At 39.5% G+C, this 18,763-nt stretch carries 19 protein-coding genes; 8 read left to right on the top strand and 11 right to left on the bottom strand.

All coding sequences use genetic code 11. The annotated features are described in order from the left end of the window. The 3 genes from LS74_RS06390 to recR form a co-directional block, all read right to left on the bottom strand. Positions 1–1,047 carry an alanine racemase gene (locus LS74_RS06390; RefSeq protein ID WP_034586499.1) on the bottom strand — a complete coding sequence of 349 codons (1,047 nt, stop codon included), beginning with the start codon at positions 1,045–1,047 and terminating at the stop codon, positions 1–3. A gap of 42 nt (positions 1,048–1,089) precedes the next feature. Then, positions 1,090–1,395, bottom strand: a complete 306-nt coding sequence (locus LS74_RS06385; RefSeq protein ID WP_034586502.1) for a c-type cytochrome — start codon at positions 1,393–1,395, stop codon at positions 1,090–1,092. Between the two features lie 82 nt (positions 1,396–1,477). Beyond that, complete coding sequence (gene recR / locus LS74_RS06380) at positions 1,478–2,077, bottom strand: recombination mediator RecR (RefSeq protein WP_034586505.1); 600 nt, start codon at positions 2,075–2,077, stop codon at positions 1,478–1,480. Positions 2,078–2,216: 139 nt separating this feature from the next. Here recR and dnaJ point away from each other — a divergent pair, with 139 nt between their 5' ends. Next, entirely contained in the window at positions 2,217–3,374 is a 1,158-nt protein-coding gene (dnaJ, locus tag LS74_RS06375; protein WP_034586509.1) for a molecular chaperone DnaJ, read from the top strand. Positions 3,375–3,554: 180 nt separating this feature from the next. Here the strand turns inward: dnaJ and LS74_RS06370 are convergent, their stop codons facing one another. The 6 genes from LS74_RS06370 to LS74_RS06345 are packed head-to-tail and all read right to left on the bottom strand — an operon-like array spanning position 3,555 to position 8,279. Then, positions 3,555–3,986, bottom strand: a complete 432-nt coding sequence (locus LS74_RS06370) for a hypothetical protein (RefSeq protein ID WP_034586512.1) — start codon at positions 3,984–3,986, stop codon at positions 3,555–3,557. A gap of 46 nt (positions 3,987–4,032) precedes the next feature. Further along, positions 4,033–4,686 carry a hypothetical protein gene (locus LS74_RS06365; RefSeq protein WP_034586515.1) on the bottom strand — a complete coding sequence of 218 codons (654 nt, stop codon included), beginning with the start codon at positions 4,684–4,686 and terminating at the stop codon, positions 4,033–4,035. 10 nt (positions 4,687–4,696) lie between these two features. Then, the gene (gene gmhA, locus LS74_RS06360) at positions 4,697–5,272 is read right to left on the bottom strand and encodes a D-sedoheptulose 7-phosphate isomerase (RefSeq protein WP_034586518.1); all 576 of its coding nucleotides are present in this window, start codon (positions 5,270–5,272) and stop codon (positions 4,697–4,699) included. After that, positions 5,269–6,702: a D-glycero-beta-D-manno-heptose-7-phosphate kinase gene (gene rfaE1, locus LS74_RS06355; protein ID WP_138128930.1), complete on the bottom strand. Its 1,434-nt coding sequence runs from the start codon at positions 6,700–6,702 to the stop codon at positions 5,269–5,271. The genes gmhA and rfaE1 overlap by 4 nt, the downstream gene beginning before the upstream one ends. Before the next feature lie 9 nt (positions 6,703–6,711). After that, positions 6,712–7,707 carry an ADP-glyceromanno-heptose 6-epimerase gene (rfaD, locus tag LS74_RS06350; protein WP_034586304.1) on the bottom strand — a complete coding sequence of 332 codons (996 nt, stop codon included), beginning with the start codon at positions 7,705–7,707 and terminating at the stop codon, positions 6,712–6,714. A gap of 26 nt (positions 7,708–7,733) precedes the next feature. Next, complete coding sequence (locus tag LS74_RS06345) at positions 7,734–8,279, bottom strand: D-glycero-alpha-D-manno-heptose-1,7-bisphosphate 7-phosphatase (RefSeq protein ID WP_034586307.1); 546 nt, start codon at positions 8,277–8,279, stop codon at positions 7,734–7,736. A gap of 221 nt (positions 8,280–8,500) precedes the next feature. Here LS74_RS06345 and LS74_RS06340 point away from each other — a divergent pair, with 221 nt between their 5' ends. The 4 genes from LS74_RS06340 (at position 8,501) to LS74_RS06325 (ending at position 13,694) form a co-directional block, all read left to right on the top strand. After that, complete coding sequence (locus LS74_RS06340; RefSeq protein ID WP_236096843.1) at positions 8,501–10,570, top strand: TonB-dependent receptor domain-containing protein; 2,070 nt, start codon at positions 8,501–8,503, stop codon at positions 10,568–10,570. 173 nt (positions 10,571–10,743) lie between these two features. Next, positions 10,744–11,340, top strand: coding sequence for a peroxiredoxin (locus LS74_RS06335; protein ID WP_034586309.1), 597 nt, complete (start codon positions 10,744–10,746; stop codon positions 11,338–11,340). Between the two features lie 309 nt (positions 11,341–11,649). Further along, positions 11,650–12,039: a DUF485 domain-containing protein gene (locus LS74_RS06330; RefSeq protein ID WP_034586311.1), complete on the top strand. Its 390-nt coding sequence runs from the start codon at positions 11,650–11,652 to the stop codon at positions 12,037–12,039. After that, positions 12,036–13,694: a cation acetate symporter gene (locus tag LS74_RS06325; protein ID WP_034586314.1), complete on the top strand. Its 1,659-nt coding sequence runs from the start codon at positions 12,036–12,038 to the stop codon at positions 13,692–13,694. Before LS74_RS06330 ends, LS74_RS06325 begins: the two co-directional genes overlap by 4 nt. Positions 13,695–13,761: 67 nt before the next feature. On the opposite strand, the gene LS74_RS06320 is transcribed toward LS74_RS06325, so the two are convergent. Then, on the bottom strand, positions 13,762–14,016 hold the full coding sequence (locus LS74_RS06320) for a hypothetical protein (RefSeq protein WP_034586318.1): 255 nt from the start codon (positions 14,014–14,016) through the stop codon (positions 13,762–13,764). A gap of 177 nt (positions 14,017–14,193) precedes the next feature. Then, positions 14,194–16,179, bottom strand: coding sequence for an excinuclease ABC subunit UvrB (gene uvrB, locus LS74_RS06315; protein ID WP_034586321.1), 1,986 nt, complete (start codon positions 16,177–16,179; stop codon positions 14,194–14,196). A 67-nt stretch (positions 16,180–16,246) separates the two neighbouring features. On the opposite strand from uvrB, the gene LS74_RS06310 reads away from it, so the two are divergent. The 3 genes from LS74_RS06310 to LS74_RS06300 are packed head-to-tail and all read left to right on the top strand — an operon-like array spanning position 16,247 to position 18,761. Beyond that, positions 16,247–16,549, top strand: coding sequence for a hypothetical protein (locus LS74_RS06310; protein ID WP_034586324.1), 303 nt, complete (start codon positions 16,247–16,249; stop codon positions 16,547–16,549). Further along, a complete protein-coding gene (locus LS74_RS06305; protein ID WP_034586325.1) occupies positions 16,549–16,815 on the top strand; it encodes a hypothetical protein in 267 nt (88 codons plus the stop codon). Before LS74_RS06310 ends, LS74_RS06305 begins: the two co-directional genes overlap by 1 nt. A 29-nt stretch (positions 16,816–16,844) precedes the next feature. Continuing rightward, entirely contained in the window at positions 16,845–18,761 is a 1,917-nt protein-coding gene (locus tag LS74_RS06300; RefSeq protein ID WP_034586327.1) for a primosomal protein N', read from the top strand. The last annotated feature ends 2 nt before the right edge of the window (positions 18,762–18,763 follow it).

Here is an 18,763-nt window from a genome sequence, read left to right as displayed (position 1 = left end):
CTAAATAATGGTGCGTTTTATGCTGGGGGATAGGTGAGTTAAAATCTCATAGCTAATCGTGCCAAAGGCTTTAGCAAGGTGGGTTACATCACTAAACACACAGATTCTAGGTTCATCACAAAAGCACGAAAAGCAGTCCATAGATGAACGCGGCAGAATCTGCAAGCCATTTGCGATATAGACTTTGTGATTTTCACTCACACGGAAAAAGCCATCGCCATAGCCGATGTCATAGGTGCTTACAACCTGCGGAGATTCTAAAGTCGTGCAGCCGCTATATCCTATCCGCTCTCCTTTATCTAAAAAGCGTGTAGAAACTCTATCGGCATAGAGCGAGGCGACTTTTTGTAATTTATCACTTATGGGGTTTTCAAAGCTCACATCAAGGTAGCCATACGCACCTATACCTATGCGGACTAAATCATCTGTAATGCCCCCTTCACTTGCGACACGAATCGCCCCAGATGTGCTAAGGGAATGGAATCTTGGCGGTGCAAAGCCATATTTTTGACTTAAATGAAGCACTTCTTGTTTGAGTTTAGCAAAATTGCTTTGTGTGTGGAAAAATGCCGAATCCAAGTCATCGCCATAGCCATTATGTGAAAACACACCGATAAGCTCTAGCTTTTTTTGTAAAATTGCCTGAATAAAGCTTTCTAACTCGCTAGGCTCTATGCCATTGCGATTCATACCGACATTGACTTTGAGTTCTACTTTTGTGCCTTGTGGCAGGGCGGAGATATGCTCTTTATCGTGGATAACAAAGGCGATATTTGTTGCAAAATCCCCTTGTGGCATACCATATAAAGCCGTTACTTGTGGGAAAAACTCATAGATTTGCATCGCTTCATTATAATTTTTAACAAACACACTCTTAATGCCATAATCCGCTGCTATTGTAGCTATTTCTTTTAGTCCGTGTCCATAGGCATTGTCTTTTAAAACAGCGGCGATTTCTACATTTGACTTGTTGTGTGAATTGATATGTGAATGTATGAGATTGAGATTGTGTTTGTAAGCTTTAGAATCTAAAATAATTTCAGCCATAATGAAGTGGAAAAAGCCCTGCGGATTACTCCGCAAAGGTATTTATTTAGGAAGTTTAGAGATATAATCTGCCAAAGCTTCAATATCAGCATCGCTTAAATTCGCCGCTTGACCATACATAATAGCCTTAGCACCGCCATTATCAGCAGTCTTTGCCTTATAGCCTTTAAGCTCTGTGATAAGTTTATCTTTAGCCATACCAGCGATTGTGATACCGCCCTTGCTTCCCGGAGCTACTTTTTTAGCATCAGGTCCGTGGCAAGCGATACATTTTTTAAATACCGCAGGAGCTTCTGCAAACGCAAAACTAGCAAAACTTAAAAGTGTAAGAAAAAGCAACTTTTTCATTTTCAATCCTTTCGTTGTTGGAATAAATCAACGCGACAATTCTACAAATCAAAAATTAATAAAATCCTTAAAAACTGCTTTTTTAGAGTTTTACGCGTGAGTTTAAGGCTGCTAAAAGCGAAAGCTGATCAATAGAATCTAGCCCAATGCCTGTGGGAACACCTTGAGCGATTTTGCTAAATTGCAAGGGTGTATCTAATGGAGGCTTAATCTTATCTTCAATATAGAGCATAATAGCTTCATTGGCAAGACTGGGCGTTAGGGCAAAGATGATTTCGTGGATAGATTCTGCTTGGATTCTGTGATTGAGTAATGAAAAGTCAATCTGTTCTAAATCCTGTTGTGAATCTAGCACAAAATACCGCCCTTGAAATTCCCCTATCTCTTCAATAGTAAAAATATCGCGTGAGTTTGCCACGATACAAAGCTCCCCATTTTGCCGCGTATCATCAAGACAGATTTCACAAATCTCACTTTCACTTAGTCCAAGGCATTTATGACATTTTTTTACAACAAGAGCAGCATTTTCAATGGCGTGAGCGATATTTAAGCCTAGGAATTTATTTTCCACGCACAAAGAATATGCCATTTTTTGAGCAGATTTTTTGCCGATGGTGGGGAGCTTTTCAAGTGCGGCGATAAGGTCTGCAAAAGCCCTAAGGCTTGATTTGTAAGCGTTCATCTTATACCTTTTGTTGGATGGGTGTGAGCGTGTGAAATAAAGGGTGCAATCTTAACGCTAAAGAATTTAACTTTGCCTTATAAATTTTTGCTACAATCCCGTTTTTTATTTTTATCTTTTTACAATTTAGGAGCGGGTTTTGGAGACATTTGATTATTATGAAATCCTTGAAATCACACGCACAAGCGACAAAGAGACAATCAAAAAAGCATATCGCAAAATGGCATTAAAATATCACCCTGATAGGAATCCTGATGATAAGAATGCTGAAGAGCAATTTAAGCGTATCAATGAGGCTTATGAGGTTTTGAGCGATGATTCTAAGCGACAAATTTATGATAAATACGGCAAAGAAGGCTTGCAAAACTCTGGATTTAGTGGCTTTAGCGGGAGAGATTTTAGCGATATTTTTGGCGATTTGGGTTCAATTTTTGAATCTGCGTTTGGCGGGAGCTTTGGCTTTTCAAGTCAAAAAAGCAAAGGGGCATATAATCTTGATGAGATTATCGGGCTTGAGCTAAGCTTTAAAGAGGCGGTGTTTGGCTGTAAAAAAGAGATACATAATAGCTTTAAAGTTGCTTGTGGTGATTGTAAAGGCACAGGTGCCAAAGATGGCAAACTTGAAACTTGTAAAGATTGTGGTGGCAAGGGGCAGGTATATATGCGACAGGGCTTTATGACATTTGCTCAAACTTGCCCTACTTGTAAGGGGGCTGGGCAAAAAAGTGCTGAAAAATGCCCAAAATGTAAAGGCTCTGCATTTGAGATGAGTAGTGAAAGCTTTGAAGTGAGTATCCCAGAAGGCATTGATGATGGCAATAGAATCCGCATTGGTGGCAGGGGAAATGCGGATAAGAATGGAAAAAGAGGGGATTTATACATTGCGGTGAGTGTGGCAGAAGATGAAGTGTTTGTGCGTGATGGAGAAAATATTTATATGGAAGTGCCGGTGTTTTTCACTTCAATCGTGCTTGGCACAACGCTTAAGATCCCTTCACTGCGTGGGGAGTTAGAGCTTAAAATCCCACCAAATACGCGTGATAAAGAGCAGTTTGTCTTTGATAATGAGGGGGTAAAAGATGTTAATAGTGTGTATAGAGGGAAGTTTGTCGCCCAGATTAAAATCACTTATCCACCAAAACTAAATAGTGAGCAAAAAGCCCTAGTAGAGAAGCTCCAAGAGAGCTTTGGGGTAGAGAGCGAGCCATATAAGAATCTGTTTGAAGAATGTTTTGCTAAGATTAAGCAGTGGATTCACAAGCACGACACTAAAGCGGAGAAAAAGGATAAGAAATAACTCTTTTTTTGTCTCCTTTGCGACAAGTGGGGAGTGGGAACAAGGTTAAAAAATTTTTCGGTGTTTTTGAGATTGTAAAAATAATGTGCTTTTTGAAAATACACACTTAAAAGAGCAAGAAGTTTAATGGATTTTGTGTAATTTTCACATACTTGATTAATGTCTTATGGTTATGCTTGACTATCTCTTTGGATTAGCAATATCAAAATATTTGTTGATTTCATCTTCTGGAGCTGAAATATTTATAAGTTTATGAGGTTTTTTACCCTTTTGGTATAAATAATACTCATAGAGCCACTTAAGCTTTGTAATATCAATATTTGCATTTGGAAATATAAGCCTTGTGTAATGTGTATCAAGACGCGAAATATGCTTAATTTTTAAACTATTTGATTTAAGGTATTCTCCCAATGCGTAGGCATAGTAATTTGCATCATCGGCTAGGGTATAAAAATTTTCCTCTCCCATTTCTTTTTTAAAATGCTCTACTTCCTCATCAGTAAAAATTACTTCAATCACGCATTTATCACAATCCACCACAAAATCTTTTGCTTGTGCAAAACTACAAAAAAACAATACAGAGATAGATAGAATTGTTATAAAATTATACAAAATTCTTCCTTTTAAGATTGAGTAATTCTAATATGGTAACATTGATTTAGCAACAAGACACTTTGAGTATGTTATTTGGCATAACTTGCAGCCACATATCTTTATCTATATCAATAAGGTTTTTGCACTTATAGCAATTAAGACTAGCTAATTGCAGGGCGGTTATTTCTTTTTGCCTTAACTCCGCATTTTTTTCTAAAAGCTCTAAAAAATTTTGATTAAACAAATATACGCTAAGTGTGCTGTCAATAACTTGCCCCTCTCGCATAGATTCTAAAATATCACTACACATAGGGCAAAGCTCTAGCGGATAGTCATTATACAGCCCCACATCGCTTAAGCCCTGCTTGATAGTGAAGCTAAAAGCGTTGCGTTTTGTGATTTTAGCAAGATAATGGTGGTGGGATAGCGTGTGGGCTTTATTTTCTAAGCTAAAGTCATTTTGTATCTCACTGCATTGGCAGAAGTGGAGCTTTGGTAGCCCTTTGGCAAGGGAGTGCTTATAGCTTATCTGCCCTTCATAAACAAACACAGGCTGCAAGATTCCATTGCCTAAGAGCGTATAGACAAAATAATGCCCAAAGATTAAATCTGCCAAAGCGACATTTAGTCCATCAGTATGGAGCATATCACTCAGTGTGTCTTTGAAGCTTTCTTTTTCTATACTATGGATAGAATCTAGCGTTTTTGGTAGAAGCATTATTTGCCTTTTATACGCCCTTTTCTAGGGAGTTTCGCTCAATAATATCACATAAAATATGTATCACAAGTATGTGTAGCTCTTGGATTCTAGGCGTGTCATTATCTGGCATAACAAGATTTATATCACTCACTTGGTTTAATGCCCCACCATCTCTCCCGCTTAAGCCCACTACCATTGCTCCTAAACTTTTAGCGACTTTAGCTGCATTTAGCACATTAGCAGAGTTTCCACTTGTGGAGATTCCAAACAGCACATCGCCACTTTTGGCTAAAGCCTCCACCTGCCGAGAGAAAACAAACTCAAAGCCATAGTCATTGCCAATGGCAGTAAGGGCGGAGGTATCTACACTTAGGGCAATGGCACTTAAGCCCTTGCGTTCTTTTTTGTATCTGCCGGTGAGTTCAGCGGCGAAATGCTGTGAGTCTGCGGCACTTCCGCCATTGCCACAGATGAGAATCTTATTGCCTTTATCAAGGGCATTTGTTAAGATTTTAGCGACTTTTTCTATTTCCTCTGTGAGATGGAAAATCTTATTTGCACTTTGGATGTGGGCGTGAAATTCAGATTCTATAAATGCTTTCATACTTTGCTCCTTTGGATAGATTCTATAATATTTGTTGTGGAATACCCCTTTACAAAGTCTATCAGCACGACTTCTTTGGCATACTCCCTGCCTACAACTTCTTTATTGTGATAATCCCCACCTTTGACAAGCACATCAGGTTTCAAGGCTTTAATCAGCTCTAGGGGTGTATCTTGGGAAAAGCTCACCACATAATCCACACATTCTAACGCACAGAGCATAAACGCACGATTTTCTAGGTTGTTAATGGGGCGAGTTTTGCCCTTAAGACGGCGGATAGAATCATCGCTATTTAGCCCCACAATCAGTATATCGCCCTGCATTCTAGCTTTGTTAAGATAAGTGATATGCCCTTTATGGAGAATGTCAAAACAGCCATTTGTGAAAACAACCCTGCTTTGCTTAAGCCCTTTAAGCAAGGACACAAGGGCTTCTTGCGTGATGAATTTAGATTTTATATTATGCAAATGAGAAGGCTCAGCGTTAAGGTATTGCAAAATCTCGCTATGTGTAGCCACAGCACTACCGACTTTGCCTACAACCACAGCTGCAGCGATATTAGCAAACTCACAAGCCTTTACAATATCACAACCACTGCTTAAAGCAAAACCAAGTGCGGCAATAACGGTATCTCCAGCTCCGGTAACATCATAGACTTCTTTAGCTTTTGTGGGGATTTGATGTAATGTGTTGTTTTCAAAGATTCCAATGCCATCTTCGCTTAAGGTGATAAGTGAAATATCAAGGTTGCATTCATTTTTGAGCTTCATACCCGCTTGAATAAGAGAATCTTTATCCGTGATATTAATGCCCGTGGCGAGTTGGGCTTCTTTTTTATTTGGTGTTAAAAGCGTCGCACCGCTATATTTGCTATAATCTACTCCTTTTGGATCGCATAGCACAAGCTTACCTTGATTCTTAGCGTAAGTAATGATAAGTTGCGTGAGTTCATCACTTAAAAGCCCTTTGTTGTAATCGCTCACAATTATGCAATCCACTATATCAAGCACCGCGTGGATTCTCTGCATAATGTTTTCTTGTATTGTAGAATCTATGGGTTTTTTACTCTCCCTATCCACACGCAACACCTGCTGATTGCCAATGACAATGCGGGTTTTTTTAGTCGTGGGGCGAGAAGTATCCACGAAAAGATGAGAAATATCAACGCCCATAGATTCTAGTTTATCCCCAAGCCAAGTGCCAGAATCATCACTGCCAATCACACCACACACAAACACTTCAGCATTCAACGCCACAAGATTATGCACGACATTGCACGCCCCGCCTAAACGATTGCTCTCATTTTTGACTTCCACAACTTGCACGGGGGCTTCAGGCGATATACGCTCACAATCCCCCCATACATAGTGATCTATCATCAAATCCCCAACAACGAGAATCTTTGGACTTTTTGTCTCAAGGTTAAACATTTTCCACACCTACTTGTTAGCAAAAATGTTTTTAATCTCTTGTAAGTATCGCTCTATGCCAGATTCAAGATTAAAATGTGGCGTGTAGGATAAATCCTGCTGTGTTTGCGTGATGTCCGCTTCTGTATGTGTTTGAAAAAAGCTATAAGGATTGTCAAAATATTCTACTTCAAAGTCCCCAAGCCCAGCTTTAAGAGCAGCAACAATGTCATTAAAGCTTCGTGCTTTTCCACTGCCGACATTGTAGATTCCACCATTTTGGGCTTCTATGGCTTTGACATTAGCTTGAATCACATCTTCTATATATACAAAATCCCTTTTTTGCTCCCCGTGTTTAAACAATCGCACTTTTTTATGCTCTAGGGCTTGTAGTCCAAGCTGAAGTATCATAGAAGCGGTTTTACCTTTGTAAAACTCCCTTTCCCCATAGACATTAAAATACCGCAAACCGATGATGTGGCGGTGTGACTCATTTTGAAGGATTTTTCTTACACTCTCGTCCATACAAAGCTTAGAATATCCATATACATTTTCAGGCAATTCGCCAATTCCTACGATATTTGGTGCGGGGGAGTTGCCATAAGTCCCCGCTGAAGAGGCATAAATCATAATAGCTTCACAATCTTTAGCAATCTCAAGGAGGTTTAAAAATGCTTCGTGGTTTGTTTTCATCACAAGCTCTTGATTAAGCACTGTTGTGTCAGAAATAGCCGCTTGATGATAGATAATATCAAAATCATACGCCCTTAGCTTTTCTAAATCCTTAGTGTTGTTAATATCGCCTACAATCACATTGCCCTTAAAGCCGATGAGATTTTTAAAATGTCCTAGAGAAGTTGGATTCCCACTTGGGAAAAGCTCATCATTGCGGAATTTATCAAAGACAAAAATTTGGGCTTGTGGGTGGTGCTTTTGAAAATAAAATGCAAGATTGCTGCCGATAAATCCCGCACCACCGGTAATAAGAATCTTTTTATCCGCTAAATCATCATAAATATATTTCATTGCCTGCTCCTTGAAATGTTTTTGCCTTAGCTTTCATTGGCTTGTATTATACTATGGAGTTGGTGCAAAGTGCTAATTTTTTGTAGATTTTTGATGCTATGTTGGCTAGATTCAGTATTTTTTTCATCTTTTTGTAGCAAAAATTTACCCCAAATACCCGCATTCTCCGCACATTGCATATCTGTGATGTTATCGCCTACAAAAAACGACTGCCTTAAATCAATCTCAAAATCTTTTAACGCAGCCTTTACCATACCGATATTTGGCTTTCTACACTCGCAGTTTTGGCTTGGCAGATGTAGGCAGTGGTAGATTCTATCAAAACAGAATCCTAGCTTATGTGTGAGTGTGTCCTGCATATATTGGTGTAAAATAAAAAGATCTTCTTGCGTATAGTAGCCCCGTGCAATGCCGGATTGATTTGTCATTACTAGCAAAAGATAATCTTGCTTTTTAAGTGTGGCTAAAAGCTCAAAAAGCCCATCGCAAAAGATAAAATCTTTTTGTTTATACACATAACCCAAATCTTCGTTAATCACACCATCTCTATCAAAAAACGCACATTTTTGCATAAGATTCCTTTTGATATTATCTGTAAAGGGTAAAACCATTTCTCATATGTCTTATAACAAAGAAAAATTAATTGTCATAAAGGTGTGATAGATTAAAGGCAGCAGAATGTTGTTTGCTTTGCAAAATCTTTTAGTTTATCTTGTTTTATTAGAATCTCATCTTTATTGAGAATGTGGAGTGAGATGTTGGGTGGCTTGAAATGGCAGATAAGGGGTGGAGAATGAGTGTGAAAAGGCATTTTTGGCAAGTCTGCATTTGTGTAAATATGCTAAGTGTGGGCTATGCAGACACTCTAATCAGCGAGAATCCCTTGCCTGCTACTCAAGCTCACGCGGATTCATCTCATACTTTGCAAGATTCTAAAGCTTATTCTGCTAGAGAGAGAAAACTGCCTCCTTCGGTTGTGGTTGCTTTGCAAAGAGATGTATTGCAAAATCCCACTCATCTTTCTTGGCAAGGCAGGGATACGCCTTTACATAGTGGTGATGTGGCAAAGTCTATGTTGCAAATTCCAGCTTTTTCAATGACACGCAAGGGTGGTGGTGGCAGTGAAATCGCTTTTCGCGCTCAAAGTGCTTCAAGACTGCCTATTTTTCTTAATGGTGGGAATCTAAGCGGTGCGTGTGGTGGGAGAATGGATACGACTATTACCTATATTTTTCCTGAAAATTACAATCGTATTAGCATTTTAAAGGGTCCTCAAGATGTGCGGTATGGGGCATTGATTGGCGGTGGGGTGCTATTTGATCGTGATATTTTGCGGCTTAGTAAATCGCAATTTGCTTTTGATGGCAGTGCGTTGTATGGGAGCTTTGGAAGATTTGATGCAAATGCAAATGTGTTGGCTGGGGGCAAATATGGCTCGATTCAAGCAATCTACTCGCATTATGAATCTAGGGACTATCGCTCTGGGGATAATAAGGTGGTGCATTCTGCCTACAATAGAGAATCTGTAAGCCTTATAGGCACACTCACACCTACACAAAATACAGCCTTGGAGTTAGATATTGATTTGGGGCGTGGAAATGCTTCGTATGCTGATAGGGCAATGGATGCTAGGACATTTGATAGAATCTCATATAATCTTACGTATAAACAACACATTAGCGATACTTTTGATAGTCTTGAAGTGCGGCTGTGGCGGAATGAGATTGATCATATTATGGATAATTTTTCATATCGGCAAGTTATGGATAATAAATATAATGTCAGCAACCCTAAACGCACAAATACCGGTGGGAGAGTGGAGGGAAAATTTTACTTTGGAAATGCGTGGGAACTCTATGTAGGTGGGAACTATAACCACGACTTCCACGCTTCGCGTATGTTAAAAGACAGCCCAAGCAAGAATGAGGCAAATGCGGTTTTAAATCAAGCTTACAAGCCAAACTTTACCTTTCAAACGCTGGGTATTTTCGCACAAGGGCAGTATATGCCTGAATCTAGCCATAGCATAGCCTTTGGAGCGAGATATGATACGCTCTCCACCTTGCAACACAGCACAGATAAAGAGATGCAAAATCACCTTGGTAGCGGTTTTTTGCGGTATGAGAAGTATTTTGATACGCTGACATTATATAGTGGCGTGGGTGTAGCCCAAAGGGGTGCGGACTTTTGGGAGCGGAGCAAGGGTGGGGGTATGGAGCTAAAGCCAGAGACAAATTCGCAGCTTGATATGGGGCTTGTGTATCAAGTGGATAGCTTTAATGCTAAGGCTTCGGCATTTATGTCGCATATTGCGGATTATATTATGTTGCATTATGGAAAAGATGAGAATAAAAAAGATAAGACTAGTGCGTTTAATACAAATGCGTTTTTGGGTGGTGGGGAGCTTGAGGCGGAATATATCGCGTGGAAAAGTTTGCATTTTTATGGATCGCTTGCTTATACTTACGCAGAGAATCTAAAAAATGTAGCAGGATTCAAGGCTAACTCACCACTGCCACAAATCCCACCATTGCAAGGGCAACTTTCAGCTTTTTATGATAATGGTGGGTGGCTCTTGCGTTTGGATATGATTGCTAATGCGGCACAGCACCGCTATATGCTTGAATATGGCAATGTAGTTGGTAAAGATTTGGGTAAGACACAAGGCTTTGTAACGCTTAATCTTTATGGTGGCTATAAACGCAAATATTTTATGTTACTTGCTGGTGTGGATAATCTCACAAATACGCTTTATGCCTATCATCTCTCTAAAAATGGCGTAGGCATAGGCGACATAGCCCCAACAAATAGAATCTACGAGCCGGGCAGGAGCTACTGGGCGAAGGTTAGGATTTATTTTTAGAAGTATAAAAGAGTTTTTATGGGCTAGATTCTCTTTGTAGGGTGCTTATTTCTATGAAAAATAAAAGAATCTAAAAGAAATAAATTATCATTTAGGATTGAGTTACCTGCATAAAATACAATTATGCCTATGATAATAGATTTATTATCAATATTTTTCTTAAGGAGTTTGATATGTTAGTTACAAAACCAGCACCGGATTTTACGGCTGAGGCAATTAAGGCAGATGGGACATTTGAAGATAACTTCAATTTGTATAGCAATATTGGCAAAAATGGTGCAGTAGTGTTTTTCTGGCCAAAGGATTTTACATTTGTATGTCCAAGCGAGATTATTGCATTTGATAAACGCGTGAAAGACTTTGCGGAGCGTGGTGTAAGCGTGATTGGTGTTTCTATTGATTCTAAAGAAGTGCATTTTGCGTGGAGAAATGTGCCTGTCAATGAAGGTGGGATTGGTGCAGTGAGCTTCCCTATGGTATCAGATTTGACAAAGCAAATCTCACGCGATTATGATGTGTTGTTTAATGGTGCGGTTGCACTTCGTGGAAGCTTTTTGATTGATAAAAATAAAGTTGTTCGCCACGCTGTGATTAATGATTTGCCACTTGGACGCAATGTTGATGAAATGATTCGTATGGTTGATGCTATGCTATTTGTTGAAGAACACGGCGAAGTATGCCCAGCAGGCTGGAATAAAGGCGATGAAGGTATGAAAGCTAACGCTCAAGGTGTGGCAGACTACCTAAGCAAACACGCTAACAAGCTTTAATCCTTTTTTTGCTTATTTCTCTAAGCCCTTTTTGTGTGGGCTTAGAGACTTTCTCTTTCTTCAAAGATTCTTTTTAAATTCGTTTGAGATTCCGCATATGTATGGTACTTTTTGTTTCAAGTTAATTTTATAATTCTAGCTTAAAAATATATTAAAATATAGCGTCGTGTTACTTTTTTACCATTTAAAAATGAGTTGGTATAAATTACTTTTAGTTACATATATTTTATTGTAGCATAGGAGTATGTTACTTTTATTATCTATGTAAGTGGCATAAATATACAAAAATACACAAAAAGGAGGAGAGTTATGAAACTATCTCAAAATCAGCTAAAAGCCCTTATTGGATTCAAGAATTTTGTTTCTAAACGAAACAAAATTTCTCTAGTGCTTTCATTGGTAATACTCGTTTGTTATTATATTTTTATTCTGGGTGTAGGGCTTGCTCCTGAAGTGCTTGGTTATCGTTTGGGACCTAGCTCAATTACGCTTGGAATTATTGTAGGAGTCTTTTTGATTGTTTTGTCTGTTGTAGCGACAGGGCTTTACACTTTTTTGGCAAATTCATATTTTGATAAAGATCAAGATGAGATTTTGCGTGAGTTAGAAGAAAGTGATGTGATAAAGCCTCTTCAAAATGGCGAGATTGATTATAAAAATTTTACAGAATCTAGCATAGCAAATGGAGGTGGAGAATGAAAAACACAAAACTTTTGGTCGCAGGGTTAGGCTTATTAGCAGGTGGCTCTGCATTTGGTGCGGCTTTTGATACAGGTGGTGCAAAGGCAGATGTGAATCCGGTTGCTATCGGTATGTTTCTAGCTTTTGTGTTAGCGACATTATTTATCACTTATCTTTCAAACAAAAAAAGTCAGTCCGCGAGTGGATTCTACACTGCTGGTGGCAATATCACAGGGGCGCAAAATGGTATTGCGATCGCTGGGGATTATATGAGTGCGGCGAGTTTTTTAGGTATTACAGCGTTAGTTTTTACAAATGGATTTGATGGGCTAATCTACTCCATTGGATTCTTGGTTGGGTGGCCTATTATATTGTTTCTAATCGCTGAAAAGTTCCGCAATCTTGGGAAATTTACCTTCGCTGATATTACCGCATATCGCCTTGATGCAAAGCCTATTCGCGTTATCTCTGCCATTTCAGCATTAAGTGTGATTGTGTTTTATCTTATCGCACAAATGGTTGGAGCTGGGCAGTTGATACAAGTGCTTTTTGGACTTCCTTATGGCGTTGCGGTGATTCTAGTTGGGATTTTGATGATTTGTTATGTTGTCTTTGGTGGAATGCACGCGACAACTTGGGTGCAAATCATCAAGGCTGTGCTGCTTTTGGCAGGGGCTAGTTTTATGGCGATTATGGTGCTGTATTTGACAAAGTTTGATCTTACTTATTATTTTTCACAAGCTATTTCTCATCATCCAAAAGGTGAAGCGATTATGTCGCCGGGTGCATTTCTACCAGATACGATTTCCGCCCTTTCACTTGGACTTGCTTTGATGTTTGGGACAGCAGGATTGCCACATATTTTAATGCGATTTTTCACAGTGAAAGATGCGAAAGAAGCTAGAAAGTCAGTATTCTACGCCACAGGGCTTATTGGGTATTTTTATATCCTTACCTTTATCATAGGCTTTGGTGCGATTGCTTTGCTTTATGGGAATCCTGAATTTACAAAGCCTGATGGCTCATATAGCGGTGTGGCAAATATGGTGGCAATTAGCCTAGCAGAAGTGCTTGGTGGCAATGTCTTTTTAGGCTTTATTTCAGCGGTGGCATTTGCTACGATTTTAGCGGTAGTCTCGGGTCTTGCGATTTCTGGGGCTGGGGCTATAAGCCACGACTTGTTTGTGAATGTCTGCAAAGATGGCAAATGCGACCCTAAATTAGAGATGAGAGTAACAAAAGGTGCGACTATATTCTTAGGGGTTTTAGCTATCGCACTAGGATTCTTGTTTGAAAAGCAAAATATCGCCTTTATGGTGGGACTTGCATTTGCGATTGCAGCGAGTGTGAATTTCCCTATTTTGTTGCTTTCAATCTATTGGAAGAATCTTACAACTAAAGGTGCGTTTTGGGGTGGGCTTATAGGGCTTGTTGTAGTGCTGACACTTGTTGTTTTAAGTCCTAGCATTTGGGTAAAAAGCTTTGGCTTTGAAGTGGCTATTTTCCCTTATGATCATCCGGCAATTTTTACAATGCCTTTGACTTTTATAGCAATTTTTATTATCTCTAAGCTTGATGGCTCTAAACGAGCGGAGATTGATAGAAGTGGCTTTGAATCTCAAGACTTCCGCGCTCAAAGCGGTGTGGGTGCAAGTGAAGCGGTAGCTCATTAACTTTACAATACAATCCACTTTAAAGGTGGATTGCAGATTCTAAAAGCTCTTTTAAAAAATGGGAGCTTTAGAGATTTTCCTTGTTTTCCTTCTTATCAAGTTTGGCGTTAAGATTGACAAGCTGTTGGCGAATGTCAATAATGATGAAAAGCAGATAAAAAGCTAAGATAACTAGTAGTATTCCGGCGACAATACCTATCAAGCCTACTAGAATATCACCGATAGACATTAAACCTATACCATAAATTACAGCACCAACAAGACTTAGCACATAACATAGTTTGACGATAAAATTTCCCACGGATATTGTAAAATGAAACATTGTTTCTCCTTAAAATGTAATTTGTCCTTGTTATACAAGACATCGCATTATAGACAAATGCAGATATAAGCCCATAAAAACAAAGGGCGTTTTTTTTTTCAATTTGTATCATTTTGCTACAAAATTGCAGTATTTTGTAGGGTGAAGGGTAGAAAAGCTTCTTTAAAATTCAAGCTTTTACATCTTGCGGATTTTAGCTATCTCATCGCGGATTCTGGCGGCTTCTTCAAACTCCAATACCTTAGCGGCTTGCTGCATTTTAAGCGTTAAGTCTTTAATGATTGAATCTCGCTCTGATTTTGGGATCTTTTTACTTCCTTTGCTCCCATTCTCATAGAGCCGTGATAAGCCACTAGATTCTATTTTTAGCTCACTTTCAAGCCCCCTTTGCACGGACTTTGGCGTAATATTATGCTCCTTGTTAAACGCCTCTTGCTTAGCTCGGCGATAGTCTGTAATATCAAACGCCCTTTGCATAGAGCCTGTAACTTTTTTAGCATATAAAATCACCTTGCCATTGACATTCCTAGCCGCCCTTCCCATTGTTTGGATAAGGCTTGTCTCACTGCGTAAGAATCCTTCCTTATCCGCATCCATTATCGCTATAAGGCTAACTTCGGGCAAGTCTAGCCCCTCACGCAAAAGGTTAATGCCAATCAGCACATCAAATTCCCCTAATCGCAGTGAGCGGATAAGGTGATTTCGCTCAATGGCGTCAATATCACTATGCATATATCGCACCTTGATTCCAAGCTCCCCATAATATTTGCTTAACTCTTCTGCCATTTTTTTAGTCAGCGTTGTGATAAGCACTCGTTCATTATTTTCCACCCTTAGTTTTATCTCATCATACAAATCAAGCACCTGATTATCAGAATCTCGCACTTCATACAGCGGGTCTAAAAGCCCTGTTGGGCGGATAATCTGTTCAGCTATATGGTTTTGACTAAGCTCTAGCTCTAGTTTTGCAGGCGTAGCAGAGACAAAGAGAAAATGCGGGGCTTTATTGATAAACTCATCAAAACGCAAAGGGCGATTGTCTAACGCACTAGGCAGCCTAAAGCCATATTCCACAAGCACTTCCTTGCGGCTTCTATCCCCTGCATACATTCCACCAAATTGTGGCAGGCTCACGTGAGATTCATCAACGATAATCAAATATGGCTTCCCCTTTTGCTCAAAATAATCTAGCAAGGAATAAGGCGTCTCGCCCGGGGCTTTGCCTGTGAGATGTCTAGCGTAGTTTTCAATCCCCTTGCAGATTCCAGATTCTCTAATCATCTCTAAATCAAATTCCGTGCGTCCTTTTAAACGCTGATATTCTATTTGCTTATTTTCTAGCTCAAATTCTTGCAAACGCATTTCAAGTTCAGATTCTATATTTTGCAGGGCAAGTTGCAATCGCTTTTCACTTACGATAAATTGATTTGCCGCATACAGCACAAAGCTCTCTAGCCACGCTAGATTCTGCCTTTCCAACGCATCAAAAGCCCCAATGCGTTCAATCTCATCGCCAAAAAACTCAATACGGATAAACTCATTTTCATTATACGCAGGGAATATATCCACCACTTCGCCATTTACACGGAAATTCCCTCGTTCAAAAATGCTGTCATTTCGCGTATAGCCCATATTGACGAGCTTTAAAAGCAAGGCTTTTTGTGTGTAGCTCTGCCCCACTTCTAGCTTTTCTATCATTGTGAGATATTCTTGCGGATTGCCTAGTCCATAGTTTGCCGACACTGAAGCCACAACAATCACATCATCATAGGCTAGAAGTGAAGTCGTGGCTGAAAGCCGCAATCGTTCTAAGTCTTCATTAATGCTTGAATCCTTTTCGATAAACAAATCTCGGCGCGGGATATATGCTTCAGGCTGGTAATAATCAAAGTGGCTGATGAAATACTCTACCTTGTTTTTTGGAAAAAATCCCTTAAACTCGCTATAAAGCTGGGCGGCTAGGGTTTTATTATGTGTCATAATGAGAGTTGGGAGATTGAGCTTGGCAATGATATTTGCCATAGTGTAGGTTTTCCCACTGCCTGTAACGCCAACAAGTGTGGAATACTTCGCTCCATTAAGAATAGAATCTGTGATTTTTGTAATGGCTTGGGGCTGATCTCCTGCTGGAGTATATTGGGATTCTAGGATAAATTTTGCCATTTTTTCCGCACTCCTTGAAATTTTTGTGTTAGAATTATACTTCATTTTCACAATTAAAGGATTGGCAATGAGTAGCGTTATGGAAAAACTCTCCCAAAAGATAGAAGAAATGCTCTCCAAAATCACATCACAACGACAAGAAATAGAATCTTTACAGCTTGAGATTGCCTCACTCAAGGCACAAAATGAAGCAAAAGATACGCAAATTTCAAATCTTTACGAAGAGATTGCAAATAAAGATAGGGGTTTTGAAGATCTTTTTGCAAAGATTGATGAGGGGTTGCACGGCGAAAGCAGTAGCCCTGCAAATCAGCAAACAAGCTTTTTTAGCGATGAATCTTTAGATTCAAACAATAACCAAGGGCTATAATGGCGCAAGAAAGCCTAGAGATAGCCCTAAATGGCAAACGCTACACAATCTCGCTTGACCCATTATGCGATGAGGTAAGAGCGGAGCTTAAGACACTTTTTATGCAAGAGGTTGAGCCACTCACCCTTTTAAAACTCTACATTACAAAAGCCCAAGAATACGCTCTCATTTGCAAATCTCTTGAAAGTTTGTATAAATCCCTTGAAAGTGCGGATAATCTTCCGCAACAAAGTGTGCAAATTGAAGCATTGGGAAATATGCTTTAATGATATGTCCCTAAGCTTAAAGGTGAAGTTTGTATTATTACCTTATCGCCCCACTTGGCTTAAAATCCCCCATTTTGACTTATGGCAGCGAAACGCAATGTGTGAAAGATGAGCTATGCTCTATCAATGTGCGAAATAAAGAGTGTTTGGGCGTTGTATTAGAATCTACACCCGCTCCCACATTTGAATGCAAGATTCTAGAAAAAACGCATTTAAGATTCCTGCCTCATCAAAAAATGTTAGCTGAATTTATTATGCAGTATTATTGCGTGAGTTTAAGTCTCTCTTACTCGCTTTTCACGCCTTTTGACGAATCTTTGTGTGTTACAAAAGATAAGGGGAATGAAGATTCTAAAGTGGATATTGTCCCACAAGTGAAGCTCAATCTCGCACAAAATGACGCTTTGCATTTTTTACAAACACACACAAATCCCCTGCTTTTTGGCGATACAGGCAGTGGGAAAACAGAAATTTACATTCATCTTATCGCTCAAACGCTAAATCAGCATAAAAACGCCCTTTTTCTTATGCCAGAGATTGCCCTAACTCCACAGATAGAATCTCGCTTGAAGGCAGTCTTTGGTGATATGGTGGGGATTTGGCATAGCAAAATTACAAAAGCACAAAAGAAAAAGTTTTTAGATAAGCTTCATAATGGCGATATACGCGTGATTGCTGGGGCTAGAAGTGCGTTTTTTTTGCCCGTTATGAATCTTGGGCTAGTGATTGTAGATGAAGAACACGATGATGCGTATAAATCCCAAAGTGTGCCACATTATAATACGCGGGATTTAGCGTTGTATCTTGGAAAACAAAGTGAGATGAAAGTTGTTTTAGGCTCGGCTACACCGAGTGTGTCAAGCTACTTTTATGCTACAAAGCAAAAGAGTTTATATCGTTTGAAAGGGCAGTATTTTGGCTCTAAAAAGCATATTAAGATTCTAACAAGTAATCAAAATACTGAATCTACAAATGGTGAAGAATCTGCCTTGCTCCCCCTAGAGATGATAGAAAAAATCCGCCAAAAGCTTGAGAAAAAAGAGCAAGTGATTGTATTTTTACCCACTCGCGCACATTACAAAATGCTTGTGTGTCAAACTTGTGGCAGTGGCGTGGAATGTGCATTTTGCTCGGTCAATATGTCTTTGCACCTTGATAAAAACGCACTGATGTGTCATTACTGCCATTGGAGCAAGGCTATCCCTAGGGCTTGTCCGCAATGTGGGAGTGAAAATCTTAACTCTTTTCGCATAGGCACGGCACAAGTGGCTAATTTTTTACAAAGAGTTTTTGCGGATTCTAAAATCGCCCTTTTTGATAGGGATAATATCACAACGCATAAAAAGCTCAAAGATACGCTAAAAGCCTTTAATGCCGGGGAGATTGACATTCTTGTTGGCACACAAATGCTAAGCAAGGGGCACGATTACCATAATGTGAATTTGGCAGTGGTGCTAGGCATTGACTATGTGCTAAAAAGTGCGGATTATCGCTGTAATGAGCGGGCATTAAGTTTGCTATATCAAATCGCTGGGAGAGCCGGGCGGAAGTATGATGGGGAAGTGTGGATTGAGAGTGCAAATGGGGCGTTTTTGGAGCGGTTTTTGGGGGATTATGAAGATTTTTTACATTTTGAGCTTAGCTCTCGTCCTAAGATTTATCCGCCATTTATGCGGTTAGCGACTTTGACTTTTATGGATAAAAGTGAAAAAAAGGCGTTAGAAAATCTAGCAAAAGTGCGAAATTTATTGCAGGAGTATCCATTGGGGCAGGTGGAGATTGTGGGGGATTCTAAGGCGTTGCTTGAGCGATTGTATGATAAATATCGCTTTGTGTTGCTTGTGCGAAGTGCTTCTACGCGTGAATTGCTGGGGCTTTTGCATTATGTGCGTTTGCAAGCGGAAAATCTCTGCGAGATTGAGATTGATCCTTTGAATATCATATAAGG

This window comes from Helicobacter magdeburgensis, from assembly GCF_000765825.2.
Lineage (GTDB): Bacteria > Campylobacterota > Campylobacteria > Campylobacterales > Helicobacteraceae > Helicobacter_C > Helicobacter_C magdeburgensis.
The sequence above is the reverse complement of the archived record's forward strand: the minus strand, read 5'-3'. Positions and strand labels throughout refer to the sequence as shown.